Genomic DNA, 17978 nt, shown 5'->3' with positions numbered 1-17978 from the left:
TGAGCCAGGATCAAACTCTCCATAAAAGTTAAGTTTGACTTGCTCATTTGCACACCGAATGTGCTTTGTTTCAAATCTCTTCTATAAAGAAGAAATGTTTTGACGTACTGGTTGGTTCGTTCAGTTTTCAAAGATCAAATGAATCATGGTGGGCCTGAGTGGACTTGAACCACCGACCTCACGCTTATCAGGCGTGCGCTCTAACCAACTGAGCTACAGGCCCCGATGACATTCAATAAAATGGAGCGGGTGAAGGGAATCGAACCCTCATCATCAGCTTGGAAGGCTGAGGTTTTACCACTAAACTACACCCGCAAGTGTATCATGTTGTTATTTAGGATTTCGATGGTCGGGAAGACAGGATTCGAACCTGCGACCCCTTGGTCCCAAACCAAGTGCTCTACCAAGCTGAGCTACTTCCCGTTAATGGCGCGCCCGAGAGGAGTCGAACCCCTAACCTTCTGATCCGTAGTCAGACGCTCTATCCAATTGAGCTACGGGCGCATTAAAAAAGCGACATTTAATATGTTAACATCTTTTGTGTTTTGACGCAAGAACTTTTTTAAAAAAGTTGGTGCGGCCGAGAGGACTTGAACCTCCACGGGATTACCTCCCACTAGGCCCTCAACCTAGCGCGTCTGCCGATTCCGCCACGACCGCAAAATTGCTGTAGTAAACAATGGGATGCTGATCATGATAATTGGATAATGCGGGTGGAGGGACTTGAACCCCCACGCCGTGAAGCACTAGATCCTAAATCTAGCGTGTCTGCCAATTCCACCACACCCGCATAATAAATGGTGAGCCATGAAGGATTCGAACCTTCGACCCTCTGATTAAAAGTCAGATGCTCTACCAGCTGAGCTAATGGCTCCTATTAAAGGAATCTGTAACACTCAATGATGATGTTGTTTTTTTGAAGCACAAGAAACATCATATAACTTATTCAGCTTTTTGTCAACTCTTTTTTGAAAAGAAAATGGCTGGGCCAGCTGGATTCGAACCAGCGCATGACGGTACCAAAAACCGTTGCCTTACCGCTTGGCTATGGCCCAAAAAGAGTGGCGGTCCGGACGGGACTCGAACCCGCGACCTCCTGCGTGACAGGCAGGCATTCTAACCAACTGAACTACCGGACCTTTATAAGATTAAGTGACCCGTACGGGATTCGAACCCGTGTTACCGCCGTGAAAGGGCGGTGTCTTAACCACTTGACCAACGGGCCAAAAATAAATGGCGGAGAAGGAGGGATTTGAACCCTCGCGCCGCTTACGCGACCTACACCCTTAGCAGGGGCGCCTCTTCAGCCACTTGAGTACTTCTCCGTAATGGCTCCAACGGTAGGATTCGAACCTACGACCGATCGGTTAACAGCCGATTGCTCTACCACTGAGCTACGTTGGAATAATTCGTAATGTCTGTTGCTGTTTTATCAGCGACGTTTTATATCTTATAACATTTCGTCCTTGGTGTCAAACCTTTTTTTCATGAAATTTTAAGTTGTTTTCATGCGCTTTTTGGCTTGTTTTGTTAGGACTTAACTAATTTAACATGTGGTCCTTCGTTCGTCAATGGAAAATTTACTTCTTTTTTAAATTCCCTTTACATTTCCCACAACCGAAGCGTTTTGTATCTACCCGTCTTTTCCGCTTGTATGTCTGACCGCATTTTGTACAAACATAGTGATGGAAGTTCCCATTCTTTTCAGAAGGTAAGGCTGAGCAGTGCCGCGGGGATCCTGTCTTTTTTAATAGTGCCTTGAACTCAGGATCACGATGTCCAAAACCCTTTCCTTCAATATGAAGGTGGTAATGACAAAGTTCATGTTTAATGATGCCTTCTAATTCGACACCATCTAATTCTACTATATATTTCGGATTGATTTCAATCACTTTTTTAGAAGGAATGTATCTCCCTCCTGTTGTCCGAAGACGAGGGTTGAAGTATACATCATGATCAAAAGGCTTGTCAAAGTATGTTTTCGATAATTCATCCGTCCATTGCCGCAATTCCTGATCCGTCATAGGAACACCTCCCTTGTCCTTTGCATACTGTATCATAAGAATGAAAAAAGTTGAATATGAAGGAGATGACTTCTTATGCCTTCCTGGTTGAAGAACCAAATGACGAAAGCATTCTTGAACAAAGATAAATATCAGATTAAAATGCTGAATCAATGTTGGTATTATTATCAGCACTTATACAAATAAAAACTACCCGGAAAGTTACTTCTCTCCAGGCAGTTTCGTATAGGATTACCCTTTATTGAGCATCGTTAAAGCGATCCTCTGTTTTTGTACATCCACTTGCTCGACCCAAACCGTAACGACGTCCCCTACCGCCACCACATCCATTGGGTGTTTGACAAATTTGTCAGCGAGCTTCGAAATATGGACAAGCCCATCTTGTTTCACTCCAATATCCACGAAAGCACCGAAGTCTACTACATTTCTTACGGTACCCTCAAGTTCCATCCCCTGTTCCAAATCTTCCATTGAGAGAACATTCGTTTTCAACAACGGCTTAGGAAGGTCATCCCTTGGATCCCGGCCAGGCTGAACGAGAGATTTCACAATATCCTGCAGCGTCAATTCACCAATGTCCAGTTGTTCCGCTACAGATGATGTGTCCACACTCTTCAATTCTTCTGCTAACTTGTCCGTTCCGATATCCTCTGTGGTAAATCCGAACTTCCTCAACAGTTCCCTTGTCGCTTTGTAACTTTCCGGGTGAATCGGTGTGCGATCCAGAGGTTCTTTCCCATCCAGGATTCTTAAAAAGCCGATACTTTGCTCAAATGTCTTTGCACCTAAGCGTGGAATATCTTTGAGTTCGGATCGTTTCGTAAACTTCCCTAACTCCTCCCTCTTTTTCACGACATTGTTCGCAACGGTCTTGCTGAGCCCCGAGACATACTGCAACAGAGATGAAGAGGCTGTATTCACATTCACCCCTACTTGGTTTACCGCCGTTTCGACAACGAACGTCAAGGATCCATTCAGTTTTTTCTGAGTAACATCGTGCTGGTATTGACCAACCCCGATCGATTTAGGATCAATTTTCACAAGTTCTGCTAATGGATCCTGAACACGACGAGCAATGGATACCGCACTTCGCTCTTCCACTTGAAAGTCAGGGAATTCTTCACGTGCAAGCTTCGAGGCCGAGTACACACTTGCGCCTGCTTCATTCACAATCATATAAGAAGCGTTCAACTGATGTTTTTGAATCATATCTGCAATGAACTGTTCTGTTTCTCTGGAAGCCGTTCCATTCCCAATTGCCATCAGTTCAATGTCATACGCATCCATAAAGGCAAGAATCTTTTTCTCCGCACCTGCCGTATCATTTCTTGGTGCAGTTGGATAGATGACCCCGATATCCAGCACTTTCCCCGTCTCATCCACGACAGCAAGCTTACAACCGGTCCGGTAGGCTGGGTCGACGCCCAGAACCACTTTCCCTTTCAAAGGAGGCTGCAGCAAGAGGTTTCGAAGATTACTGGAGAAAACTTCAATCGCCTGTTCTTCCGCCTGTTCAGATAATGCCCCCCGGATCTCTCTTTCAACAGATGGCTGGATTAATCGCTTATAACTGTCCTGGATCGCTTCTTCCAGGATGGAACGGATCTTCCCAACCGTATGGCGCTTAATGACGCTTCTCTCCAAATATTGAACAATTGCTTCTTCAGGAGGCTGAACGGAAACCTTAATAACCTCCTCTTTTTCCCCACGGTTAAGAGCAAGGACACGATGCGACACGATGGAACGAACAGGTTCTTGATAGTCATAGTACATTTCAAAAATGCCTTTTTCATCTTTATCTGCTTTCTTTTCGGATGAAGCAATGACACCCTTATCGTGCGTCTGCTTTCTAATCTTTTCTCGATATGTAGGGTCATCGGAAATCCACTCGGCGATGATATCATTCACCCCGGCCTGAACATCTTCAACTGAATTCAGTTCGTGTTCATCAGAAAAGAAGGCTTCTGCTTCTTTCTCAAAATCGATGTCCTTCTGTTCCCAAACTTGAGTCGCGAGAGGTTCTAAGCCTTTCTCTTTGGCAACGGTCGCTCTTGTCCGACGTTTTTGTTTATAAGGCCGGTACAAGTCTTCCACCTTTTGTAGTTTTTCGGCAGATTCAATCTCGCGGCGTAAGTCTTCGGTCAGTTTGTCCTGTTCATCAATAAGGCGGATAACTTCTTCCTTCCGCTGAACAAGATTTGTAACATAATTCCACTGATCTTCAATGTCCTTGATCTGCACTTCATCCAAGCCGCCGGTAAGTTCTTTCCTGTATCGGGCAATAAACGGAACGGTATTTCCTTCTTCAAGCAATTCAATGACTTGTTTGATTGTCTGATCTTTCAATTTTGTCTGTTTAGCTACGAGCTTCATAAGCTCTGTATTTTTGTTGTTTTCACTCATCTACGTGACCTCCTTCAATGACGTCTCATCCATTGTATCAAATTATAAAAGAGAATACTTAAAGACTCCCGTGTACCAATTATGTATTAGCTCCCTTTAGTTGATGACTCGGTTTCGAGACTTTTGTGTGATTCTAAGCGCTCCGGGAAAAGGTTCGCTTTCCATGGGGCGGGCGATGAGCCTCCCGCGTAAAGCGAGCTATTCCCCGGAGTCCCCCTTTACTCATTCAAAGTCTCGAAACTGAGTCTTCCACAATCCTTCCATATTCTTTAATAAATTTATGATAAATGGTTCATACAAACACAATAAAACCCTCCATTCTCCCATACGGTTTGAATGAAGGGTTTTAATTATATGCCATGGCAATCAGGGTAATATCGTCATCACGCGATTGACCATATAATTCTTTATATTGTTGCGTGATTTGCTCAACGTTCTTGGAATGAGTGAGGTTCGAAGACAGACGACGGTCATTGACTCCGTCTGAAAACATCAGGAATATCATCCCTTTCTGCACTGTTCCACGGGAGATTCTCAACTTTCGTGGATAACCTGATAAGTAACCAGCCAATGGAATGTTACGGTTACGCTTACCATCCGGGTCCACAGTAATCACTCCGATGTTACCAATAGATGAATAAGAGTAAGTACGATTGTCAAAGTCAATCCTTAAAATCCCCAGGACGACTCCTCGTTTCCCTACCAACACCTCATTACATTTTTTGATGAGAGCTTCCAGCGTCAAATCTGGATGTTCCTCTATCACTTCCATCACCGCTTTGGACGATTCACGGGCCATTTCTCCACTACCGAGACCATCGGCGAGGGCACAAAGGAATGCATCGTCCGTTTCCTTGTAGAAATAGCTGTCTCCGCAGTAATAATTCCCTTTTTTGGCTTTTTGGAAAATAGACAGATCCACCCGTTTATTCTCCTTTTCCACTAGAATACCTCGACGGATTCAGACTGAAGGGCTTCTCTCAGTTTTCTCAATGCCCGTCTTTGCAAACGGGACACGTGCATCTGGGAGATTCCCAGCCGTTCACCTGTATCTTTCTGACTCATGTTCTCAAAGTACGTACATTGTAAGATTTCCTGTTCACGTTCGCTAAGGATTGGGAGAATCTTCTCCAGGAGCATTCTCTGGTCGATGTTGGAATAACCATCTTCCTGATTTCCAATTAAATCAAGGATGGTGACGGTGCTTCCGTCAGAGTCAGCTTCAATCTTACGGTCAACAGAAAGAGCTTTATAACTTTTGCCCATTTCCATCGTTTCAAGGATATCCTCTTCAGATACTTCCAACTCATCGGCAATTTCTTTAACGGAAGGAGAGCGTTGTAAAGTGTTTGTCAGCTCTTCCGAAACCTTTTTGATTTTCGGTCCAAGTTCCTTGATTCTACGTGGGACATGAACACTCCATGTCTTGTCACGAATAAACCGTTTGATCTCACCAATGATTGTCGGAATAGCAAACGATTCAAAGGACTTGCCGAAATCGGCATCATATCTTCTGATTGCCGCCAACAGTCCCAGCATGCCGACTTGAACCAAGTCTTCATGGATGGTGCTGTTTTTTGAGTATTTACGAGCAATGGATTCTACAAGATCCTTATAAACGAGGACGACCTTCTCCTGGATTTCTTCATCTCTCGGATTCTCTTGTAAATAGGCGATCCATTCGTAAACTTCCTCATTGTGGTGTTGTGATTTGGTCGCCATCTTGACCCACCCCGGTTTCATGGAGATATTTTGTCATAAGGACAATGACTCCATATTTGCTATTGATTTCAACTTTGTCCATCAGAGCGTCAATGAGAAACAGGCCAAAGCCTCCTTCGCGCAGTTCTTCGATATCATCATCTTGTTTATAAGGACCGATATCTTCCTTAATTTCACCCAGGTTAAAGCTTCCTCCATGGTCAGCGACCATTACTTCAAGCCTGTCCTGATAAACACCGAAACCGATGGTGATTTCACCTTCGCCTGTTTCTTTGTATGCATGTTTGACAGCATTTGTAATCGCTTCTGAAATGGCTACTTTCAAATCCTCGATATCTTCGTACGTGAATCCCATTCGGTTGGCAATCCCTGATATACTCAGACGGACGACACCGATGTATTCCGCTTTGGCAGGTACCTTCACTTCAACAAAATCAAATGGTTCCATGTTTACATTCCACCTTGTACTGTAGACTCGATGTTAATAATTTCTGTCAATCCCGTAATCTTGAAGAGGCGGTAAACACGGTCCTGCATATGGACAAGGCGCATCTCTGACTCATGCTCCTTCGTTGATTTCAAGGCACTGATGAAAACACCAAGACCTGTGGAGTCCATGTAATTCACATCTTGAAAATCCACTTCTACAACCTGGCCTTTTTCCTTCGTCAGTGGCAGCAGTGTATCTTTTAATTTAGGCGCTGTGAATGCATCCACTTCTCCGGTAAGGACGACATTTGAGACACCTTCATTGTTCGTAACATCTATAGATAAATTCATCATAATCCCTCCCAATGTTTCCTAAAAAACGTACTACATAATTGCTTACCCTGCTTATACAGTCATTAAACGTTTCTTCTTAAAATAATCAAGGTGAAGTCATCTCTCAACTGGAAGTCCTGCAGACGCTCAAAGTGTTTATACACTTGGTCCACAATTCCTTGTGCAGGGAGATGGGAATATTGCTTGATGACATGCAGGATTTCTTCCTGATCGATGAAACGGTCCCCTTGGCGACATTCTGTTACCCCATCAGTCAGAAGGATGATCATATCTCCTTTTTCCACTCTCTTTTCGTACTGCTTATACGTAACCTCAGGGGATACGCCGAGTACAAGCCCTGGCACATCGATCTCCTCAAACTCATCACGATCTTTATGATAATAATAACCCGGTTCATGACCGGCTGATGAGAAAGTAAACGTATGCTCGTTCGAATTATACAAACCGTAGAACATCGTAATGAACATGCTTGCATCTACGTTCCGTTCAACCACACGGTTCAAACTGCCCAGTATGACACTAGGGTCTGTCCGCATCCCTGAAAAACTGTCCATGGAATACTTGATCATCGACATACAGAGTGCAGCAGGCACACCTTTACCTATGACATCGGCGACAGCAATTCCAAGACTCCCTTTTCCATCGTGGACGAAGTGATGATAGTCCCCGTTCATCTGCTTGGCAGGAACACTCAAAGCCCCTACATCAATGTCAGACAAATCCGGTTTCACTGTCGACAATAACGTTTTTTGCATATTGGCAGCGACGGAAATTTCCGATTTGAGTTCAAGCTGCTTTTCCCGCAGCGTCTGATACTCCTGGTAAGCCAATCCATAAGAAATCATGGTTTCCAGAAGAAAGTTCATAGATGACTGAATATAGTCAGGCATATCCGGGTATATTTCTTGTAGCGATTGGATATGGACATTGATGATCTCTTCCGGCGAAATGTTCTGCTGCATGGAATGCTTACTGAACTGTTCCGCTTGGTATAGAGCTTGCTCATCCTCAGTCTTAATATACTCTTGTAATAGTTCTTTATAATTTTCTAAATCGAGTTTCAATGTGTTCATTCATCTTACCTCCTTTACCGGAGCCATTTGACGACAGTGATTTCTGTACCTTCACCTTCTGCTGATACGATATCAAAGTCATCCATTAACCGTTTCACTCCTGGCAGCCCTGCTCCGAGCCCTCCTGAGGTAGTGAACCCATCTTCCATAACTTGACTGATATCTTTAATTCCAGGTCCTTCATCCGTAGCGACGATCCGGATTCCTTTTTTATTCATGTCTTCGAGTGCTTCGAAACAGACCTTGCCTGTTCCTGCATATAAATAAATGTTCCGTGCCAGTTCAGAAATGGCCGTGGCAATCCTTGCTTGATCGACAGTCCCGAAGCCGATCTTTCTGGATATATCTCGTCCAAGTTGCCTGGCTCCGACGATGTCCCATTCCTTTTTAATGTTGACACAGGATTGAAAGTCCATATTCACTCCTCCAATTCCTGGCGAAGTTTGATCAATCCTTGTTCTAGATCTAACGCAGTCGGGACATCCTGCATGTGTATACCTAGGTCAATAAGAGTCATTGCAACTGCCGGTTGGATCCCCGTCAAAACAACTTTGGCCCCCATCAAATCCGACATCGTCACAACGTCTCCCAAAACTTTAGCAATGAAAGAATCGATGATATCAACGGATGTCAAATCAATGACGACACCTGTCGCTCCGCTTTCATGAATCTTGCTCAAAAGATCTTCTTGGAACTGGATAGCCGTCTGGTCATCCAAATCGATTTGTATGGAAATGAGTAAATAGTTGTGAAGCTTTAAAATAGGTATCCTCATGTTTTCACTCCCTATCTAGCGAATCAATTAGTTTTTCGATGTCTTCATCGTTGTTCTGGGTTTCTTCAATACGACGATTTGTTAATTCTAATGCTGTTTGGAAACCTTTGCGCAATGAACTCTTCGTAGGGAACTTGCCTAAATCGATGCCGAGGTTCACAATCGTCTGTGCTATTTCAGGACGGATTCCCACTAAAATGCATCGGGAACCGATCAGCCTTACAGCCTCAGCTGCCTGGATTATGTGATGGGCGACCATCGTATCGACAACCGGAACACCTGTAATATCGATCAATACAACTTCGGCGTTATGTTTGATTACACCGTCCAGAAGATTCTCCATGATTAACTTGGCCCGCTCCGTGTCGATGGTCCCGATCAGAGGCATGATCGTAATGTTCTCCATCACAGGGATTAAAGGCGCGGAAAGCTCTTGTAAAGCCACCCTTTGCAAGGAAACGATGTGCTCCCAGCTCCCTGAATATTCATTCACAAGACGGTTGATGATCGGATCGACCCACCCATCTACTTTACGAAGGACCTCGGAAAAGTAATCGGAGTCGATTTTTTCCGATTGTTTGAGGATGAAATCTGTCACCACACGCCGGAACACTTGCATCCCGTCCGTTAAATAACTCAACGGCCACCCGAGATTGATCAGGCGTTCAGAGAAATCATCCAGGTCAGAAGATAATCCCTGCTTCTCAATACTGGAAAAAATCACGTTGACAAATTCACGGTTCGTACTTTCGAACATTTCATCAGAAATCGTCGATGTATAATCATTCTTCTTATGTGTGTTGACTTCCTCCAACCACATTTTGACAATGTCATCACTATGTTCTACTACTACATTTTTCAGTCTTTCGTCCATTATCTAAACCTCCGCCTCATAACCCTCTATTGTTCGTCCTTATACTATCTAAGTATAATTTTATCAGAAAAAGACTTCCTTTTACACCATTTGCCTTCGTTCTCGTCACAACGGCATTTACACAAGAGTATCTTTCCCATACCCTCTGTAAAATGACAAGTTTCTATTTAAAAATCCGGGAATAAAAAACACGCCATCAACGATACCCTGTCTATCCCCATTATAAACTACAAAAGCACAAAAAAATAAAGTTACCTTAAAAAGGTAACTTTATTTCATCCACGACGTACATTCCGATTAAAAGTCGATCAAACCGAGGCTGATCTGCAAGGCTTTGTTGACCTGCTGCATCATCGGTTCATCAAGTTGAGTAATCTTATCGGTCAAACGCTGCTTGTCAATCGTTCTGATCTGTTCCAGTAGGATTACAGAATTTCGCTCGAACCCATATTTTTCTGCATTAATTTCGACATGTGTTGGAAGTTTGGCTTTTTGTATTTGCGCTGTAATCGCGGCTACGATCACGGTAGGGCTAAAACGATTACCAATATCATTTTGAAGGACGAGTACAGGACGAACCCCGCCTTGTTCTGATCCCACAACTGGGGACAAATCAGCGAAATAAACGTCACCTCGTTTGACTATCACTGGCTTCACACCCCGCTCACTAGTTGCTCCAGGGTGTGTTCGGCCTCCTCTTCAGCTTGAAACGCTTCTGAAGCGATATTTAAATTGATTTTCGCCATTTCCATGTAGCCTCTACGCATGGATTCTCTAATATGTCGCTGTTTCTTCTCACGCAAATACATTTTCGTTGCTTGACACATGAAATCGCTCCGATCACTGTTATCGAGTTGAATGAAGCCATCCACTTCATTGAGTAGGTTATCCGGAATCCGGATGACAATCTCCTGCATGCTATCGGACAAAACCATACACCTCCACCATCTTCTCTCAAAAGAAACCAGTCAATTAGTCCACTCTAATCTTATCAAACGGGAGTGTCCATTGCAAAGGAGTGTTGGAATTTTTTCGTGAATTATGAAAGCTTTTATCCTTACATCGGGAGAATTGTCCGAAAACGGGAAGATTCCTCACAGCAAGGAATTTCTTACTTCTACCGTTCTCCCACCTTCCTGAAAAACTCTCGGCACCCTTTGGCTGATCATGCAGGGAATCTCATAATTGATCGTTTCGAGATGCTCTGCTATTTCATCAGCTGAAATTTCTTGATTCCCTTGTTTACCAATTAAGGTAACCTTTGTCCCTATAGGATATTCCTGATCCAGCCGAATCATGAATTGATCCATGCAAATTCTTCCGACAATCGGCTGCCGTTTCCCGTCGACCAGAACCTCAGCACCTTGAAGTTTACGGATCCATCCATCCGCATAACCAAGCGGAATGGTGCCGATCCACTCTTCTTTTTCCGCAGTGTAGGTAGCCCCATAACTGATCGATTCTCCAGCCTCTATTTTTTTGACATGGATTAACCGGCTCGTCAGAGAAAAAGCAGGTTTCAAGTCGATCGGCCGTTCTTTTTTGACATGGGGGGAGGGATAAAGTCCGTACATACTGATACCAAACCGGACAAAATGGTCCATCCGCTCCGGCACCCTCATACTTGTCGCACTGTTACTTGTATGAATTTCGACATCTTCTACCCAATTCCTCTTAAAATACGAAAACATTTCGTCCCAGCGCTCTTGTTGTTCATTAAAATACTGTGAGTCTTCCTCATCCGCTGTAGCAAAATGCGTGAATAAAGCTTCCAAATGAAACGCGGCGGTTTCTGTAAGAAAAGAAAGGATCCCCTCTAATTCTGCAACCGTCCGTACACCGATCCGCCCCATTCCTGTATCGATTTTCAAATGAAGTTTTAATGGAGCAGTGTCCTTTAAAACTTCTGCTTCCTCAAGCCAACCTTTTTGGAAGACCGTCAATGCGATGTTGTTTTCAGCAGCAACGGCCGCATCCTGAGGACGTGTCCAGCCCATGACGAGGATCGGGGCATCAATTCCTGCTTTTCTCAGTTTCAATGCTTCGTCTAATAGTGCGACGGCCAGACTCTTCGCCCCTGCTTTCAAAGCGGCCCTTGCGACTTGAACATCACCATGTCCATAGGCGTCCGCTTTGACTACCGCGCAAATGTCTGTTCCATTTTCCAATCGTTGTTTCAATTGCTGTATATTATACTCAATCGCCGTTAATTCAACCTCTGCAATTGAATCTCTATAATACGTATCCCATGCCACTTTGATCCGCTCCTCTCTCTATCTTTTTATTATTGAATGAGAAGAAGCGGGTGTCAAATACATAAAAGAAGCAGGAATAACGGTTAGGTTTGATGATTAAGCTACGGAAATTAGAGGCTCTCAGAATTCCGGAGAGTGAAGCTTAAGAGGGAGATCTTCCTCCTCAGTAGAAGACCAAAAAATAAAGCAGACCGTTAAGCCTGCTCCTTCCAATTTTATTTCACCATCGCAGCTGTGTTGATTGAACTTGCGACAGCGACCATTTCATCCTGTGTCAATTCATTGCTCGCAAGTTGATAGGTCGTTCCATTGTGGTTCCATTCCAGACGGTTATGTTCGAAGGCTGCAAACACCCCGTCCCAAAGCTGGACAGGCTCACCGTTCACCTGGACAGAGTATTGAGCACTTGCCGATTGCACTTCCGCTTTTTCCTGGACCAATGTGAAGTTCTTATCCCCTGCATAAGTCATGATGAATCGTTTCCCATCTTCCGTCTTCACTTCACGCTCGTCTGCAAGTTCAGCACCGAACGTTTCTTGTGGGTAAAGGACCTCCTCAAGCTCTTCCCCTTCCATGTTGGCAACAGGGGCTTCCGTCGGAGCCATGGCCATATTCTTATCGACATCAAAGTCTTCCTTCTTCATCGAATCGTCTTTCGCAAAGTTCGCGAATTGAACTTCTACGAGAGCATTCATATCCTGATCGAACACTTTCACCATTACAGGGTGGTACGTTTTCTTATCAAAATAAATCTCCTGGAACGGCAGGGTCTTGTTATTCTGATAATTTGTCTTCGTCTTGAACACAAAGTAGTTTTCGGAAGCATTGAATTCTGCATCCGGATCCGCTTTGATATCATTCAGCAGCGAAGCATAGAGGTAAGGTTGACTTGTGTTCTGAGGCCATTCGCTTTGGAACTTGAAGCTCTTGTTCAAGGCTGGCGTCAGGACATACACGCCGCTGTCATTTTTCAAGATGATCTGGCTTCCTTTTTCATCCTGGTCATTTTGAAGCTTCACGCGGTAAAAATCATCCTTTTTATGCCACACTTGAATGTTGTATTTCTGTTCTTCCTTCCCTGTACGCATCTTCATATTCGCTTCGGTCTTATATCCAGCCATTTCTTCCGACTGTTTTTCAAGCTTCTTGACGACATCTTCTTTTGATTGTGAGCCACAAGCTGTCAAAGCACCTAAGACGAACAGGCTGAACAACAGGATCAGAAAACGTCTTTGCATAAGACTCAACTCCTTTGTCTCTACTTAAGGACAAAGGGAACGTATGATATGGATTAAGAAGAAAATGTACGGAACGTCCGGGACAAACCTTCAATGACGTCAGAGGCGAGTAGGTCAACCTTCGAATGTCCATCCTGCACAAGTAAATCAGCCGTCGCTCCATGAAGGAAACAGCCATTGCTTAAGGCATCCAACACCTGTTCTGCCTGCATCATCATGCTGAGCAGAATACCAGAGAGAACATCACCGCTTCCGCCTTTAGCGAGGCCTGCATTGCCTGAGACGTCTACCCGCTGTTCACCATCAGGACCTGTGATAATTGTCGAAGGTCCTTTCAGAACGAGGTACACGCCGTGCTTTTCAGCGAATTCTTTTGAATAGGAAAAAGGAGCACGCAAAATCTCCTGGATGGAAAGATCCGTCAAGTGGGCGAACTCACCTGGGTGAGGCGTCAGAACGGTCGGAACTTCCCTTTTTTTCAACTCTCCAAGGAAATCTTTTAAAAGGTACAACCCGTCGGCATCCACCAATAGTGGAGTGTCTTGTTCTCGGACCACCCGCTCCACCACTGTTGACTGCATAGAGCCGCGGCCCAATCCCATACCGACAGCAATCCCATCATATCCTTCCAAATCCGGGACTCGTCCTCCATCTTCCCCTTCTACAAAAGTCGCTTCCTGCACATACGGAGAGATCGCAGGAACTGCTTCAGCATCCGTGGATACCGCAATCAACCCCGACCCGCTCCGCAAAGCAGCTTTCGCCGTCATGGCGACAGAACCGGGCATCAAGCGAGACCCTCCGATGATCAACCCTTTTCCGTGCGATCCTTTATGCGAATGAGCCTCTCGTTCAGGCAAGGTTCTTTTGACATCAGCTCTACTCCAAAGCTTCCTCCGGAGATCCGGAAGTTGTTTAAGGGGGAGGCCGATTTCTACGACGGACCATTCGCCGTAGTATGGCTGCGTGTGCTGTAAAAAGGCACTCTGCTTCGGAGCTTCAATGATTGAAGTGTAATGAGCCTGAAATGCCTCAAAAACCTCCACCCCTTCATCAGCCGGCACACCAGAAGGCAGGTCGACCGCAAGCCTTAAGATTGACTTCTCGTTACAGAGACGGACAATATCCGCGTAGGGCTCTCTCAGCCGCCCTTTCACTCCGATCCCCAACATCGCGTCGATGCATACATCTGCACGACATAGAGAAGTATTCAAGTCTTCCGAACTCTTCAATAGTCTGTACGGGTGACCAGAAGCTTGGAATATCCTCTTGTGTGCTTCTGCATCTCCAGTGATCTTTGCGTCCGGAACGACTTGCCAGGCCTCCACATCGTATCCAAGGTTCAACAATGTCCTGGCAATGACGAAACCATCGCCGCCATTATTGCCAGCACCCATCAGGACGACAATCGCATGCTCTTTTTGAATGTGGCGGAGCAGGTCATACGTAACCGCTCTCCCGGCATTCTCCATGAGCATCTTCCCATCTAGTCCAGCGGCTTCCATGGCCACTCGATCCCGTTCGTACATTTCTTGTGCGGTAACAATATCCAATTCGTTCCCTCCTACCCGCATTACAATGTTATGAGACAACCTATGTAATTATGTCTGCCCTCCTATACCTCCCTAGCACTCTTCTAAAACTACCTGGGCAATGGCATGCTCTGAACTATGGCTGATCGACACCCACACTTGATAACGATCGTAACCTTTCGCCCTCATTACAGGAGCCCCTGTCGTTTCATTTGATAAAATCTCAACATCATGGAAACCAAGCTTTCCGATTCCCGTTCCTGTCGCTTTGGCAAAAGCTTCTTTCGCTGCAAACCGGCCCGCCAGGTATTCCACTTTCCTTTTTTCATTTAACGTTTTATAACGGAGATGTTCCTCTTCAGTCAGTATTCGTTGAACAAAGCGTTCTCTTCGCTTTATACTTTGTTTAATACGATCCAATTCAATAATATCCACACCGATACCTTTGATCACCATTCATCTTCCTTTTCATTAACAATCTATGAACAGTATACCCGAATCTTTTCACGGTAAAAAAGAATACGAGGAAGCGGCATGGATTACATTATATTAGGAGTCCAATGAATAGGAGTACGCTCCCTTCAAAGAAGGGCATCGTTTCGCAGCTTCTGTGAAGATGAATGGAGTTCAGGTAACGAATGTAATCTTGAACGAAAAAAGGAGATTAGTCATGTTTGTACGAACGGAAAGTTTTAAAGAATTTCTACGATTTTATCCGATTGTTTCATTCCTTGTCGGGCTTCATTTCTTTTTATGGCTGTTGATGGACTTTCTTCAGCTTGGTTTCGCCGTAGACTTGAAGGAATGGGGCATTGGGATGAATGCCCTGATTTTGAACGGGGAATACTGGCGCCTTGTCACTCCGATTTTCTTACACGGAGATTTCACCCACGCACTGTTCAACTCCTTTTCCCTCGTCCTCTTCGGACCGGCCCTTGAGCAGATGTTAGGAAAAGGAAAGTTTGTCATCATGTATTTATTTGCCGGAATTGTCGGCAACCTGGGGACGTTTATCGTTAATCCCGATGCCTATTATTGGCACCTTGGAGCATCAGGCGCTATCTTCGGTATCTTCGGCGTTTATCTATTCATGATCATGAACCGGAAGCACTTGATTGATACAGCCAATTCGCAAATCATTCTCGCCATCTTTGCCATCGGTTTATTCATGACTTTTGCACGGCCGAACATCAATATCTTCGGCCACTTATTCGGACTGATCGGAGGATTTGCCATTGCACCCGTTATCCTGAAAAACGCCCGCCGCTTTTCTTTATGGCAGGTCCGCACCCGTCATTCACGATCGGACAGTGATGACATATCTTTCGACCCGAATCGATGGCAGAAAAGAAAATATGGAAGAAACACAGGCAAGTACATCATCTGGGGAATCATTATCTTCCTGGCTTTATTCGCACTTGTGAACCGCATGTAACGACTTCACCCTCCGGGGTGGGGTCTTTTTTTACCTTCTACCAGACCGCCTCCTGATTAAAATACTCAAGTTACCGTTAAAATTGTTGAACCCACCGATAAAGGTTTGAAAGTGACTGATAAATGCTTAAAACCAACCGATAAAAGCTTGAAACCGACTGATAAAATGCCGTACCGCCTCCACCTTTTATGGTGAACCACCTCCACCAACTGTTACCAGACCAAAAAAAAGATCAGCCCTCGCACAGAGGACTGATCTACTTTAATGACCTTTATTAGCTGCGGCCCTTGTTCTGATAATTGCCGCGCTTGCTTCCGCCTTTGCCGCTGAAGTTGCGGTTGCGGGATTTGTTCTTGCTGTTGAAGTTGCGCTTGCCGCCTCCACCTTTGCGGTAGCCACCTTTTTTCTTGCTCTTATCACGCTGAGCGTTCTTCACACTGATTGGTTGAACAGAGGACAAACGGACAGGTACTTCACTGCGTTCTTTTGTCATCATTTTCAGTGCAGCCGCTATAAGATCTGTGGACTCATACTGTTCAAGCAGTTCATTAGCTGCCTGCTTGTAGTTTTTCAGATCGTTGTTTGTGATCGTTTCCGCCAGTTTCTCGACAGCCACTTTTTGCTGACCGCGAGCCGCTTCTTCAGAAGAAGGTACTTTCAGACGTTCCACTTTCTTCTTCGTAAGTTTTTCGATCAGGTGAAGCTGATCTTTTTCACGAGGTGTGACGAAGGAAATGGATTTTCCTTTACGACCGGCACGTCCAGTACGTCCAATACGGTGAACGTAGCTTTCTGGATCCTGCGGAATATCAAAGTTGTACACGTGAGATACATCGGAAATGTCCAAACCACGTGCGGCAACGTCTGTTGCGACAAGGATTTCGATGCGTCCGCGTTTGAACTTGTTCAATGTGGACATACGCTTCCCTTGAGTCAAATCACCATGAATCCCTTCTGCACTGAAGCCGCGAGCTTGAAGCCCGTCCGCTACTTCGTCGACGCGACGCTTCGTACGACCGAAGACGATCGCCAACGCAGGATCATGGATATCCAACAAACGTGTCAGGGTATCGAATTTGTGCTTTTCCGGAATCTCAACGAAGAACTGCTCGATGTTTTCGACCGTCATTTCTTTCGCTTTGACTTTCACTTCTTCCGGATTGTTCATCAATGTTGTAGCAATATCGCGGATTTCTTTCGGCATGGTCGCTGAGAAAAGCAAAGTCTGGCGCTCTTCAGGAAGTGCCTTCAGAATATCACGGATATCCTCGATGAAGCCCATGTTCAGCATTTCATCCGCTTCATCAAGTACAGCTGTGTGAACATCTTCCAACTTGATTGTTTTACGACGGATGTGGTCGAGCAAACGTCCTGGTGTTGCTACGACGATGTGGTTATTTTTCAGGGCACGGATTTGGCGCTCCATGTTCGATCCACCATAAATCGGCAGGACACGAATGCCTTTTCCTTTACCTAGACGGTTAAGCTCCTCTGCTACTTGAATAGCCAATTCCCTTGTCGGGGCGATGACAAGTCCTTGAACGGCTTTCACTTGTTTGTTGATTTTTTCGAGCATCGGAATACCGAATGCAGCCGTTTTTCCCGTACCTGTCTGAGCTTGACCAATGACATCTTTCCCTTCTAGTCCTAGAGGGATCGTTTGTTCTTGTATTGGTGTTGTTTCCTCAAAACCCATAACGTCTAATGATTTTAGAATAGGTTTTGATAATCCTAGTGATTGAAATGTTGTCACAGTAATTTCATACTCCTTTATTGTTAAATCTTCTACCTATATACATGTAAAAAAAGCCTTCTGCCACAGGAAACGGGAGAGGCTTCTCTGGTATCTGCCTGATAGATTCAT

The 17978-nt window shown here is 44.8% G+C and carries 19 protein-coding genes and 12 tRNA genes; 2 read left to right on the top strand and 29 right to left on the bottom strand.

Going from position 1 to position 17978, the window contains the following annotated elements; all coding sequences use genetic code 11:
- Window positions 1-146: 146 nt before the first annotated feature.
- From VKA52_RS01845 to VKA52_RS01785, 13 genes are all read right to left on the bottom strand, one after another.
- Window positions 147-223 (bottom strand) — tRNA-Ile (locus VKA52_RS01845).
- Window positions 224-241: 18 nt separating this feature from the next.
- Window positions 242-315: transfer RNA gene (locus VKA52_RS01840), tRNA-Gly, on the bottom strand.
- Window positions 316-346: 31 nt separating this feature from the next.
- Window positions 347-423: transfer RNA gene (locus VKA52_RS01835), tRNA-Pro, on the bottom strand.
- Between the two features lie 4 nt (window positions 424-427).
- Window positions 428-504, bottom strand: a tRNA-Arg gene (locus VKA52_RS01830).
- A gap of 68 nt (window positions 505-572) precedes the next feature.
- Window positions 573-660, bottom strand: a tRNA-Leu gene (locus VKA52_RS01825).
- A gap of 48 nt (window positions 661-708) precedes the next feature.
- Window positions 709-790 (bottom strand) — tRNA-Leu (locus VKA52_RS01820).
- 8 nt (window positions 791-798) lie between these two features.
- Window positions 799-874: transfer RNA gene (locus VKA52_RS01815), tRNA-Lys, on the bottom strand.
- Window positions 875-980: 106 nt separating this feature from the next.
- Window positions 981-1055, bottom strand: a tRNA-Gln gene (locus tag VKA52_RS01810).
- A gap of 7 nt (window positions 1056-1062) precedes the next feature.
- A tRNA-Asp gene (locus VKA52_RS01805) sits at window positions 1063-1139 on the bottom strand.
- Between the two features lie 14 nt (window positions 1140-1153).
- A tRNA-Glu gene (locus VKA52_RS01800) sits at window positions 1154-1225 on the bottom strand.
- A 9-nt stretch (window positions 1226-1234) separates the two neighbouring features.
- Window positions 1235-1325 (bottom strand) — tRNA-Ser (locus VKA52_RS01795).
- 4 nt (window positions 1326-1329) lie between these two features.
- Window positions 1330-1404: transfer RNA gene (locus VKA52_RS01790), tRNA-Asn, on the bottom strand.
- 176 nt (window positions 1405-1580) lie between these two features.
- The gene (locus VKA52_RS01785; protein WP_326313973.1) at window positions 1581-2024 is read right to left on the bottom strand and encodes a SprT family protein; all 444 of its coding nucleotides are present in this window, start codon (window positions 2022-2024) and stop codon (window positions 1581-1583) included.
- A gap of 75 nt (window positions 2025-2099) precedes the next feature.
- Between VKA52_RS01785 and cmpA the strand changes: the two genes are divergently transcribed.
- Complete coding sequence (cmpA, locus tag VKA52_RS01780) at window positions 2100-2210, top strand: cortex morphogenetic protein CmpA (RefSeq protein ID WP_089654570.1); 111 nt, start codon at window positions 2100-2102, stop codon at window positions 2208-2210.
- 45 nt (window positions 2211-2255) lie between these two features.
- On the opposite strand, the gene VKA52_RS01775 is transcribed toward cmpA, so the two are convergent.
- The 15 genes from VKA52_RS01775 to acpS all read right to left on the bottom strand — a co-directional run bounded on the left by VKA52_RS01775 (window position 2256) and on the right by acpS (window position 15132).
- A complete protein-coding gene (locus tag VKA52_RS01775; protein ID WP_326313972.1) occupies window positions 2256-4427 on the bottom strand; it encodes a Tex family protein in 2172 nt (723 codons plus the stop codon).
- 346 nt (window positions 4428-4773) lie between these two features.
- Window positions 4774-5349, bottom strand: a complete 576-nt coding sequence (locus VKA52_RS01770; RefSeq protein ID WP_326313971.1) for a PP2C family serine/threonine-protein phosphatase — start codon at window positions 5347-5349, stop codon at window positions 4774-4776.
- Window positions 5350-5369: 20 nt separating this feature from the next.
- Complete coding sequence (sigB, locus tag VKA52_RS01765) at window positions 5370-6149, bottom strand: RNA polymerase sigma factor SigB (RefSeq protein ID WP_326313970.1); 780 nt, start codon at window positions 6147-6149, stop codon at window positions 5370-5372.
- Window positions 6121-6597, bottom strand: coding sequence for an anti-sigma B factor RsbW (gene rsbW, locus VKA52_RS01760; protein WP_115825019.1), 477 nt, complete (start codon window positions 6595-6597; stop codon window positions 6121-6123). Before rsbW ends, sigB begins: the two co-directional genes overlap by 29 nt.
- Window positions 6598-6599: 2 nt before the next feature.
- Window positions 6600-6929 (bottom strand): STAS domain-containing protein, encoded by a 330-nt coding sequence (locus VKA52_RS01755; protein WP_089654564.1) that lies wholly within the window; start codon window positions 6927-6929, stop codon window positions 6600-6602.
- Between the two features lie 65 nt (window positions 6930-6994).
- Window positions 6995-8005 carry a PP2C family protein-serine/threonine phosphatase gene (locus VKA52_RS01750; protein WP_160916885.1) on the bottom strand — a complete coding sequence of 337 codons (1011 nt, stop codon included), beginning with the start codon at window positions 8003-8005 and terminating at the stop codon, window positions 6995-6997.
- A 14-nt stretch (window positions 8006-8019) separates the two neighbouring features.
- A complete protein-coding gene (locus tag VKA52_RS01745) occupies window positions 8020-8421 on the bottom strand; it encodes an anti-sigma regulatory factor (RefSeq protein WP_160916883.1) in 402 nt (133 codons plus the stop codon).
- 2 nt (window positions 8422-8423) lie between these two features.
- Window positions 8424-8780 carry an STAS domain-containing protein gene (locus tag VKA52_RS01740; RefSeq protein WP_089654561.1) on the bottom strand — a complete coding sequence of 119 codons (357 nt, stop codon included), beginning with the start codon at window positions 8778-8780 and terminating at the stop codon, window positions 8424-8426.
- A 4-nt stretch (window positions 8781-8784) separates the two neighbouring features.
- Entirely contained in the window at window positions 8785-9654 is an 870-nt protein-coding gene (locus VKA52_RS01735) for an RsbT co-antagonist protein RsbRA (RefSeq protein WP_160916881.1), read from the bottom strand.
- 297 nt (window positions 9655-9951) lie between these two features.
- The gene (locus VKA52_RS01730) at window positions 9952-10302 is read right to left on the bottom strand and encodes a type II toxin-antitoxin system PemK/MazF family toxin (protein WP_035511328.1); all 351 of its coding nucleotides are present in this window, start codon (window positions 10300-10302) and stop codon (window positions 9952-9954) included.
- A gap of 5 nt (window positions 10303-10307) precedes the next feature.
- A complete protein-coding gene (locus VKA52_RS01725; RefSeq protein ID WP_027956786.1) occupies window positions 10308-10589 on the bottom strand; it encodes a CopG family ribbon-helix-helix protein in 282 nt (93 codons plus the stop codon).
- A gap of 159 nt (window positions 10590-10748) precedes the next feature.
- The gene (gene alr / locus VKA52_RS01720) at window positions 10749-11909 is read right to left on the bottom strand and encodes an alanine racemase (protein WP_326313969.1); all 1161 of its coding nucleotides are present in this window, start codon (window positions 11907-11909) and stop codon (window positions 10749-10751) included.
- A 215-nt stretch (window positions 11910-12124) separates the two neighbouring features.
- Window positions 12125-13147, bottom strand: coding sequence for a LolA family protein (locus VKA52_RS01715; protein WP_160916877.1), 1023 nt, complete (start codon window positions 13145-13147; stop codon window positions 12125-12127).
- A 53-nt stretch (window positions 13148-13200) separates the two neighbouring features.
- Window positions 13201-14700, bottom strand: a complete 1500-nt coding sequence (locus tag VKA52_RS01710) for an NAD(P)H-hydrate dehydratase (RefSeq protein ID WP_326313968.1) — start codon at window positions 14698-14700, stop codon at window positions 13201-13203.
- Between the two features lie 72 nt (window positions 14701-14772).
- Window positions 14773-15132 carry a holo-ACP synthase gene (acpS, locus tag VKA52_RS01705; RefSeq protein ID WP_326313975.1) on the bottom strand — a complete coding sequence of 120 codons (360 nt, stop codon included), beginning with the start codon at window positions 15130-15132 and terminating at the stop codon, window positions 14773-14775.
- Window positions 15133-15349: 217 nt separating this feature from the next.
- Between acpS and VKA52_RS01700 the strand changes: the two genes are divergently transcribed.
- Window positions 15350-16114, top strand: a complete 765-nt coding sequence (locus VKA52_RS01700; protein WP_326313967.1) for a rhomboid family intramembrane serine protease — start codon at window positions 15350-15352, stop codon at window positions 16112-16114.
- A gap of 274 nt (window positions 16115-16388) precedes the next feature.
- Here the strand turns inward: VKA52_RS01700 and VKA52_RS01695 are convergent, their stop codons facing one another.
- Window positions 16389-17867, bottom strand: coding sequence for a DEAD/DEAH box helicase (locus tag VKA52_RS01695; RefSeq protein WP_206948338.1), 1479 nt, complete (start codon window positions 17865-17867; stop codon window positions 16389-16391).
- Window positions 17868-17978 lie beyond the last annotated feature (111 nt).

The organism is Halobacillus sp. HZG1 (genome assembly GCF_035818575.1).
GTDB lineage: Bacteria > Bacillota > Bacilli > Bacillales > Halobacillaceae > Halobacillus > Halobacillus litoralis.
The sequence above is the reverse complement of the archived record's forward strand: the minus strand, read 5'-3'. Positions and strand labels throughout refer to the sequence as shown.